Source organism: Streptomyces anandii JCM 4720 (genome assembly GCF_014650655.1).
Lineage (GTDB): Bacteria > Actinomycetota > Actinomycetes > Streptomycetales > Streptomycetaceae > Streptomyces > Streptomyces anandii.
On record NZ_BMVJ01000002.1, the window covers coordinates 461,053 to 469,754 of the forward strand.

The following is an 8,702-nucleotide window of genomic DNA, read 5'->3' on the forward strand; positions in this document are numbered from 1 at the left end:
GAGCTGCCCGAGGAGCTCATCGTGGTCGGCTCCGGCGTCACCGGCGCCGAGTTCGCCGGGGCGTACCAGGCGCTGGGGTCCAAGGTCACGCTGGTGTCGTCCCGCGACCGGGTGCTGCCCGGTGAGGACCCCGACGCCGCGGCCGTGCTGGAGGACGTCTTCCGGCGCCGCGGCATGAACGTCATGGCCCGCTCCCGGGCCGCCGCAGCCAAGCGGGTCGGCGACCGGGTCGAGGTGACGCTGGCCGACGGGCGGGTCATCTCCGGCTCGCACTGCCTGATGGCCGTCGGCGCCATCCCGAACAGCGCCGGACTGGGTCTCGAGGAGGCCGGCGTCAAGCTGCGCGAGTCGGGGCACATCTGGACCGACAAGGTCTCGCGCACGACGGCTCCCGGCGTCTACGCGGCCGGCGACGTGACCGGTGTCTTCGCGCTCGCCTCGGTGGCGGCGATGCAGGGACGTATCGCCATGTACCACTTCCTGGGCGACGCGGTGGCCCCGCTGAACCTCAAGACGGTCTCCTCCAACGTCTTCACCGACCCCGAGATCGCCACCGTCGGCTACAGCCAGGCCGACGTGGACGCGGGCAAGATCGACGCCCGCTGTGTGAAGCTGCCGCTGCTGCGCAACCCGCGCGCCAAGATGCAGGGCATCCGGGACGGCTTCGTCAAGATCTTCTGCCGGCCGGGCACCGGGATCGTGGTCGGCGGTGTGGTCGTGGCGCCGCGCGCCTCGGAACTCATCCACCCCATCTCGATCGCCGTCGACAACAATCTGACGGTCGAACAGATCGCGAACGCCTTCACCGTGTACCCCTCCCTGTCGGGCTCGATCGCCGAGGTGGCACGTCAGTTGCACGGCCGCAAGGCGACCGGCGAGGCGTAGCGAGGGCGCGGCCGGTTCCGGCTCCCGCTGGTCACGGGGAGTTGCCGACCATGCGTACGGCATAGGCGCAGGGACTAACCCCTATACCACTTGGTGTCACGCCGTGCGAACAACTTCTGTTAATCGGCGCAAACTGCTGAAAGCAGACGGTCGCTGGGGTTACTGTCAGTTTCGTGTTCGCTGCTGAACGTCGCCAATTGATCCTCGAAATGGTGCGCGCGAACGGAGCCGTGTCGCTCCGTGAGCTCGCCCGCGTCGTCCAGACCTCCGAAGTGACCGTACGGCGGGACGTGCGGGCACTGGAGGCCGAAGGACTCCTCGACCGCCGGCACGGCGGTGCGGTGCTGCCGGGCGGGTTCACCCGCGAGTCCGGCTTCCCGCAGAAGTCGCATCTCGCGACCGCGGAGAAGACGGCCATCGCCGACCTCGCCGCGGGCCTCGTCGAAGAGGGCGAGGCGATCGTCGTCGGGGCCGGGACGACCACGCAGGAGCTGGCGCGCCGGCTCGCGCGCGTGCCCGGCCTGACCGTCGTCACCAACTCCCTCCTGGTCGCCCAGGCGCTCGCCCACGCCAACCGGGTGGAGGTGGTGATGACCGGCGGCACCCTGCGCGGGTCGAACTACGCCCTCGTCGGCTCCGGGGCCGAGCAGTCCCTGCAGGGGCTCAGAGTGTCCAAGGCGTTCCTGTCGGGCAGCGGTCTGACCGCCGAGCGCGGACTGTCCACGTCCAACATGCTCTCGGCGTCCGTCGACCGCGCCCTCGTCCAGGCCGCCGCGGAGGTCGTGGTCCTCGCCGACCACACCAAGCTGGGCACGGACACGATGTTCCAGACCGTCCCCACCGAACTCATCACCCGCCTGGTCACCGACGAGCCCCCGGTCCACGACGACCGCGCCGCCACCGAGCTGCAGGCCCTCGCCGACCAGGGCGTGCAGATCAACGTGGCCGGTCCGGCGGGAAACCCGGTGGGTGACCAGCCCCCGGCGCGCGGCGACCGCCGCCGGGACCTGCCCCTGCCCGGCCCGCGCCGCGGCCCGGTCGGCGGACCGGCCACCGCGCTGCGCCCCGCGGGGCTGGGCGGCGAGCAGCCGCCGGGCGCGGAGCGGGCCGAGCGCGCCGCCCGGGTGGCGGACCTGCGCAGGCGCTGAGGGGCCGTAACGGGGAGGCGCCCGGCCTGTCGCCGATGCGACGGGCCGGGCGCCTCGAAGGTCGTACGGGTGGTGCGGGACCGGGTCAGTCCTTGATCTCGCAGATGGCCGCGCCGGACGTCACCGAGGCGCCGACCGCCGCGCTCAGGCCCTTGATGGTGCCGCTCTTGTGGGCGTTGAGGGGCTGCTCCATCTTCATGGCCTCCAGGACGACGACCAGGTCGCCCTCCTTGACCTCCTGGCCCTCCTCCACCGCGATCTTCACGATGGTGCCCTGCATCGGGGAGGCGAGGGTGTCGCCGGAGGCGACCGGGCCGGACTTCTTCGCCGCGCGCCGCTTGGGCTTGGCGCCCGCCGCGAGGCCGGTGCGGGCCAGGCTCATGCCCAGCGAGGACGGCAGGGAGACCTCGAGGCGCTTGCCGCCGACCTCGACGACGACCGTCTCGCGGCCCGGCTCCTCGTCCGACTCGGCGTCGGCCGGGGCGGTGAAGGGCTTGATGTCATTGACGAACTCGGTCTCGATCCAGCGGGTGTGGACCGTGAACGGGTCGGCGGAGCCGGTCAGCTCGGGGGCGAACGCCGGGTCGGTGACCACCTTGCGGTGGAACGGGATGGCGGTGGCCATGCCCTCGACCTGGAACTCCTCCAGGGCACGCGAGGCACGCTCCAGCGCCTCCTTGCGGGTGCGGCCGGTGACGATCAGTTTGGCCAGCAGGGAGTCCCAGGCCGGGCCGATGACCGAGCCGGCCTCCACGCCCGCGTCCAGCCGCACACCGGGTCCGGCGGGCGCCTCGAAGCGGGTGACCGTGCCGGGGGCGGGCAGGAAGTTGCGGCCCGGGTCCTCGCCGTTGATGCGGAACTCGAAGGAGTGGCCGCGCAGCACCGGGTCGTCGTAGCCGAGCTCCTCGCCGTCGGCGATGCGGAACATCTCGCGCACCAGGTCGATGCCGGCGACCTCCTCGGTGACCGGGTGCTCGACCTGGAGGCGGGTGTTCACCTCGAGGAAGGAGATCGTGCCGTCCTGGCCCACCAGGAACTCACAGGTGCCGGCGCCCTCGTAGCGTGCCTCCTTGAGGATGGCCTTGGAGGCGCGGTACAGCTCGGCGACCTGCGCCTCGGACAGGAAGGGGGCCGGGGCCTCCTCGACCAGCTTCTGGTGACGGCGCTGGAGCGAGCAGTCGCGGGTGGAGACCACGACGACGTTGCCGTGCTTGTCCGCCAGGCACTGGGTCTCGACGTGGCGGGGGCGGTCCAGGTAGCGCTCGACGAAGCACTCGCCGCGGCCGAAGGCGGCCACCGCCTCGCGCACGGCGGAGTCGTAGAGCTCGGGGACCTCTTCCAGGGTGCGGGCGACCTTCAGGCCGCGGCCGCCGCCGCCGAAGGCGGCCTTGATGGCGATGGGCAGGCCGTGCTCCTCGGCGAAGGCCACGACCTCCTCGGCGCCGCTGACCGGGTCGGGCGTGCCCGCCACCAGCGGGGCGCCGGCGCGCTGGGCGATGTGCCGGGCGGCGACCTTGTCGCCGAGGTCGCGGATGGCCTGCGGCGGGGGGCCGATCCAGATCAGGTCCGCGTCCAGGACCGCCTGTGCGAAGTCGGCGTTCTCCGAGAGGAAGCCGTATCCGGGGTGGATGGCGTCCGCGCCGGACTCCTTGGCGGCCTTCAGGACCTTGTCGATGTCCAGGTAACTGGTGGCCGGTGTGTCACCGCCCAGGGCGAACGCCTCATCCGCGGCGCGGACATGCAGAGCGTCCCGGTCCGGGTCGGCGTAGACGGCCACGCTCGCGATTCCGGCGTCCCGGCAGGCCCGGGCCACGCGGACAGCGATTTCGCCACGGTTGGCGATGAGCACCTTGCGCACGATTGAGGCTCCCTCCTTGAAACAAGCCGAGTTTAGGGACTGCCGACACGGCACTTCGACCCGTCCCCAATGGTGAGCTTGCCCACACGGAGCGTGATTCGAGGCTTGCTCGACCTGCGAAATCCCTTGTCGCACCGCTGTACGCAGGACTCCTCCGGCAAACCCTAGCCCTCCGATGTGGTCAAGGTCTCTGTGAGAGCGTGCTGCGGCCCACTTCGTTTCTTTGTGGAGTCCCTACGAATGGCCCAATGATTCTTTGCCGTTCGCAGGACCCTTGTCCCCACGTTTACCCGTTAGTAGCGTTCGCGATGTCGCAACGGTACTGGCGGTAACAGGGCTCCCGATGGAGTCGCAGTCGAAAGTGGGTGGGACCGGTGGTGCGCAGACCGGTGGCGTGGGTGGTGGCGGTCGTGCTCTTCGTCGAGGCGTTCTTCCTCGCGGCGCTCAACTGGTTCCTCGGGGAGGTGGTCCACCGTCAGAAGATGTCCCTGGCCGGCCTCGACCCGGACGTGATGTCGACGTCCTCGAAGGCCGGCGGCGTCGTCTTCGGCCTCTACTTCGCCCTGTGCGGCCTGGTCGCCCTGCTCGTCGCCCTGCGGAACCGCCGCCCGGCCGGGTTCGGCCGCATCCTGCTGATCAGCGCGGCCGTGGTGCACGGGCTGCTCGGCGCCTTCGCCTGGGGCCTGGTGGGCTGGTCGGCGTTCCTGTTCATGGTGGTGGTGCTGGGGCTGATCGTGCTGCTCCTCATGACGTACGACCGCGAGGAGGGCAGCCCGGCCGGCGCGGCGAAGGACGGCGCCGCACCGGACGGCGAGGGACCGGGAAGCGGTGAGGGCCCGCAGGGCGGTGAAGGTCCGAGGGCTGGTGAGGGCCCGCGGGGCGGCGGCGAAGGACCCGTGGACGCCGGCGGGCCCCGGGACGGGGACGCGGGCGGTCCGGTCACTCCTCCGGCGGAGCCCAGCACCGCCTGAGCCGGGGCCGGTCCGGCGCGGCGGCCCGGGTCAGTCCGCGTCCGGCTTCCACAACTGCGTGATGCCCACGCCCAGTTCGGCCAGCAGCCGCCGTACCAGCGGCAGGCTGATGCCGATGACGTTGCCGTGGTCGCCGTCGATGCCGTCGATGAAGGGGGCCGAACGGCCGTCCAGGGTGAAGGCGCCCGCCACGTGGAGCGGCTCGCCCGAGGCGACGTACGCGGCCACCTCCTCGTCCGTGGGGTCGCCGAAGCGGACGACGGTGGAGGCGGTGGCTGAGGCGTGGCGGCCGCTCGCCGTGTCCCACACGCAGTGGCCGGTCTGCAGGGTGCCCGCGCGGCCGCGCATCGACTTCCAGCGGGCGGTGGCCTCCTCCGCGTCGGCGGGCTTGCCGAGCGCCCGGCCGTCGAGGTCGAGCACCGAGTCGCAGCCGATCACCAGGGCGCCGTGCACGTCCGGCCGGGCCGCCACCACGGAGGCCTTGGCCTCGGCGAGCGCGAGGGCCAGTTCGGCGGGGGTGGGGGCACTGATCGCGTCCTCGTCGACACCGCTGACGATCACTTCGGGGTCCAGTCCCGCCTGCCGGAGCAGCCCGAGCCGGGCGGGGGACTGGGAGGCGAGCACGAGTCGGCGGCGCGGCTGATCGGTCATGCGGCCAGCGTATCGGCGGTACGCGTCCGGGCTCACCCGGCTCTTGCGAGGAGGCTGCGGCGTGCACGCCGGTGAGGAATCGCATCCTCAACGGCGTGGAGGGCCGCGGTGCCCGGCTGCCCAGGGCGCGGAGCGCCCTGACGGCCTGCCCGGCGGAGCCGGGGCAACGTCAGCACTTATGCCTGCATTCGCTGATCAGGGTGATCTCGGCGGGAGGGGGTGCGGTTGTTCGGGTCCCGCGCGTACGGTCGGGTGGCCGGAGTCGGTGGAGCGGATCAAGGGGTGGGGGTGTGCGGGCGGGGGAGATCGAGGAGGCCGGGCACGCCCCACCCGGCGCGGCTTCCGGCTGACGGGCGGACGGCTGCACCTGGCGGGCGGGATCGTGCTGAGGGTGGTGTGGTCGCGTGAGCTGCCGGCCGAACCGTCCAGCGTGCGGGTCTACCGTGACGCTCTGGGCGCCTGGTACTGCTCGTTCGTCGTCCCCGCCATCGTCGAACCGCTCCCGGCGACCGGGGCGGTGATCGGTATCGACTGGGGCGTCAAGGAGGCGGCCACCACCACCTCCGACGCCCACGACCTGGCCCACGCCCGGCACGGCCACAAGGCCCGGACCTGCCGGAGCGCCGCTCCGGGAGGCAGCCTGAGCCAGGAATCCCCTCCTTTCAGGGAGGGGAGCATTCAACTCAGTCCGATCACCAGCATCGCGAGCACCATGGCCAGCGCCATGAGAACACCCAGCCGCCGGAGCATCTCCTGCGTCTCCCGCATCTCCTCGGGCGGCTCGTTCTCAGGGTCGGACCACAGCATTCTTCGATGGTCCGCCGGGGGCCCGGCCGGGCGCCTGAGTACGCGTACTCAAGTTGCCGGCAGGGCGGGGCGGTACGAACGCGAACCGGCCGCCGCCCCCGCGGGACGGGGGGCGGCGGCCGTTCGGCGGCGCGGGTCAGCTGGGCCAGTAGGTGCGGGTCCAGGCCGCCGGGCCGGGGTGGGGGACCCGGCTGCCCGCGATGCGGGCGGGGTCGGCCCAGGAGTCCTTCGGACCGGCCGCGCCGGACGGCAGGGAGGCTGCCGCCGCGGCGCGGGCCCGGACCACCGCCAGGGCGGCGGCGAGCTCCTCGGGGGTCGGGTTGCCTCGTACGACCTTGATCACAGCGGCTCCTTACAGGGGGATGTTGCCGTGCTTCTTGGGAGGCAGGGATTCCCGCTTGGTGCGCAGCTGACGCAGGCCGCGGACGACGTGGGCGCGGGTGTCGGACGGCATGATCACCGCGTCGACGTAGCCGCGCTCGGCCGCGATGTAGGGGTTGAGGAGGGTGTCCTCGTACTCCTGGATCAACCGGGCACGGGTGGCGTCCGCGTCGTCCGCCTCGGCGATGGTGCGGCGGTGCAGGATGTTGACCGCGCCCTGGGCGCCCATGACGGCGATCTGGGCGGTGGGCCAGGCCAGGTTGAGGTCGGCGCCCAGGTGCTTGGAGCCCATGACGTCGTAGGCGCCGCCGAAGGCCTTGCGGGTGATGACGGTGATCAGCGGGACGGTGGCCTCGGCGTAGGCGAAGATCAGCTTGGCGCCGCGGCGGATGATGCCGTCGTGCTCCTGGTCCACGCCGGGCAGGAAGCCGGGCACGTCCACGAAGGTCAGCACCGGCACGTTGAACGCGTCGCAGGTGCGCACGAAGCGGGCGGCCTTCTCGGAGGCGTCGATGTCCAGACAGCCCGCGAACTGCATCGGCTGGTTGGCGACGATGCCGACCGGGTGGCCCTCGACCCGCCCGAACCCGGTGAGGATGTTCGGCGCGAACAGCGGCTGCGTCTCGAAGAACTCGGCGTCGTCCACGATGTGTTCGATCACCGTGTGCATGTCGTACGGCTGGTTGGCGCTGTCCGGGACGAGCGTGTCCAGCTCCAGGTCCTCCCCGGTGACGGACAGGTCCGCCTCCTCGGGGAAGACCGGGGCCTCGGAGAGGTTGTTGGAGGGCAGGTACGACAGCAGCTGCTTGACGTACTCGATGGCGTCCTTCTCGTCCCCGGCCATGTGATGGGCCACGCCGGAGGCGGAGTTGTGGGTGCGGGCGCCGCCCAGCTCCTCGAAGCCGACGTCCTCGCCGGTGACCGTCTTGATGACGTCCGGGCCGGTGATGAACATGTGGCTGGTCTGGTCGACCATGACGGTGAAGTCGGTGATGGCGGGGGAGTAGACCGCGCCGCCCGCGCAGGGGCCGACGACCAGGCTGATCTGCGGGATGACGCCGGAGGCGTGGGTGTTGCGGCGGAAGATCTCGCCGTACGCGCCCAGGGACGCGACGCCCTCCTGGATGCGGGCGCCGCCGGAGTCGTTGATGCCGATGACCGGGCAGCCGGTCTTCAGGGCGAAGTCCATCACCTTGACGATCTTCTGGCCGTAGACCTCGCCCAGGGCGCCGCCGAAGACGGTGAAGTCCTGGGAGAACACGGCGACCGGGCGGCCGTCGACCGTGCCGTAGCCGGTGACGACGCCGTCGCCGTAGGGGCGGTTCTTCTCCAGGCCGAAGTTGGTGGAACGGTGCCGGGCGAACTCGTCCAGCTCGACGAAGGAGCCCTCGTCGAGGAGGAGCTCGATCCGCTCACGGGCCGTCAGCTTGCCCTTGGCGTGCTGCTTCTCGACGGCACGTGCGGAGCCGGCGTGCGTCGCCTCCTCGATGCGGCGCTGGAGATCCGCGAGCTTGCCCGCGGTCGTGTGGATGTCGATCTCTTGGACCTCAGGACGCTCTTCCGGCTCGGACATCGGGATGCGGCTCCCTGCCTGCTCAAAAGGGGGGACGGTTACTCATCCGTAGAGTAGTGGTGGCCCTACGGTTCGGCAGTGCGGCGTTTGCCACACCTAGGGTGGCTTGCATGACGCCGCGAGATGCAGCAGACGACAACCACGCGAACACGCCCCGGGGCAGCCGCTGGTCCGACCTCGACCGGCCGCCCCTCAACACCACGGCGCTGCGGCGCGGGCTGGTGCGCGAGGGCGGCCTGTGGACGGGGGTGGACGTGGTGCAGCGCACCGGCTCCACCAACTCCGACCTCGTCGCGCGGGCCGCCGCGGGCTCGGCCGCGGAGGGCGCGGTCCTGGTCGCCGAGGAGCAGACCGCCGGGCGGGGGCGCCTGGACCGGCAGTGGACGTCGCCGCCCCGGTCCGGCCTGTTCTTCTCCGTGCTGCTGCGG

At 71.7% G+C, this 8,702-nt stretch carries 8 protein-coding genes and 2 pseudogenes; 5 read left to right on the forward strand and 5 right to left on the reverse strand.

Going from position 1 to position 8,702, the window contains the following annotated elements; translation table 11 throughout:
• The coding region (locus IE249_RS36300) for an NAD(P)H-quinone dehydrogenase (protein ID WP_229857566.1) at window positions 1–885 on the forward strand (885 nt) is incomplete at its 5' end.
• 173 nt (window positions 886–1,058) lie between these two features.
• Entirely contained in the window at window positions 1,059–2,033 is a 975-nt protein-coding gene (locus IE249_RS05290) for a DeoR/GlpR family DNA-binding transcription regulator (RefSeq protein ID WP_189703558.1), read from the forward strand.
• An 85-nt stretch (window positions 2,034–2,118) separates the two neighbouring features.
• Here the strand turns inward: IE249_RS05290 and IE249_RS05295 are convergent, their stop codons facing one another.
• Entirely contained in the window at window positions 2,119–3,891 is a 1,773-nt protein-coding gene (locus tag IE249_RS05295) for an acetyl/propionyl/methylcrotonyl-CoA carboxylase subunit alpha (RefSeq protein ID WP_189703559.1), read from the reverse strand.
• A 374-nt stretch (window positions 3,892–4,265) separates the two neighbouring features.
• Between IE249_RS05295 and IE249_RS05300 the strand changes: the two genes are divergently transcribed.
• Window positions 4,266–4,862, forward strand: a complete 597-nt coding sequence (locus IE249_RS05300) for a hypothetical protein (RefSeq protein WP_189703560.1) — start codon at window positions 4,266–4,268, stop codon at window positions 4,860–4,862.
• A 30-nt stretch (window positions 4,863–4,892) separates the two neighbouring features.
• Here the strand turns inward: IE249_RS05300 and IE249_RS05305 are convergent, their stop codons facing one another.
• Entirely contained in the window at window positions 4,893–5,513 is a 621-nt protein-coding gene (locus IE249_RS05305) for a Maf family protein (protein ID WP_189703561.1), read from the reverse strand.
• Window positions 5,514–5,841: 328 nt separating this feature from the next.
• Between IE249_RS05305 and IE249_RS36305 the strand changes: the two are divergent.
• Window positions 5,842–6,120: pseudogene (locus IE249_RS36305) on the forward strand (RNA-guided endonuclease TnpB family protein); the annotation flags it as partial.
• Window positions 6,121–6,191: 71 nt separating this feature from the next.
• Here IE249_RS36305 and mmpB read toward each other — a convergent pair.
• From mmpB to IE249_RS05315, 3 genes are all read right to left on the reverse strand, one after another.
• Complete coding sequence (mmpB, locus tag IE249_RS39685; protein ID WP_268249667.1) at window positions 6,192–6,320, reverse strand: morphogenic membrane protein MmpB; 129 nt, start codon at window positions 6,318–6,320, stop codon at window positions 6,192–6,194.
• Window positions 6,321–6,456: 136 nt separating this feature from the next.
• Window positions 6,457–6,663, reverse strand: coding sequence for an acyl-CoA carboxylase epsilon subunit (locus tag IE249_RS05310; protein WP_189703562.1), 207 nt, complete (start codon window positions 6,661–6,663; stop codon window positions 6,457–6,459).
• Between the two features lie 9 nt (window positions 6,664–6,672).
• Window positions 6,673–8,274, reverse strand: a complete 1,602-nt coding sequence (locus IE249_RS05315) for an acyl-CoA carboxylase subunit beta (protein WP_189703563.1) — start codon at window positions 8,272–8,274, stop codon at window positions 6,673–6,675.
• A 110-nt stretch (window positions 8,275–8,384) separates the two neighbouring features.
• Between IE249_RS05315 and IE249_RS36310 the strand changes: the two are divergent.
• A pseudogene (locus IE249_RS36310) lies at window positions 8,385–8,702 on the forward strand (biotin--[acetyl-CoA-carboxylase] ligase); the annotation flags it as partial.

Excerpts from the sequence above, each read along its gene's own strand:
- IE249_RS05305 (WP_189703561.1), bottom strand. The coding sequence starts at position 5,513 with ATGACCGATCAGCCGCGCCGCCGACTCGTGCTCGCCTCCCAGTCCCCC.
- mmpB (WP_268249667.1), bottom strand. The coding sequence starts at position 6,320 with ATGCTGTGGTCCGACCCTGAGAACGAGCCGCCCGAGGAGATGCGGGAG.
- IE249_RS05315 (WP_189703563.1), bottom strand. The coding sequence starts at position 8,274 with ATGTCCGAGCCGGAAGAGCGTCCTGAGGTCCAAGAGATCGACATCCAC.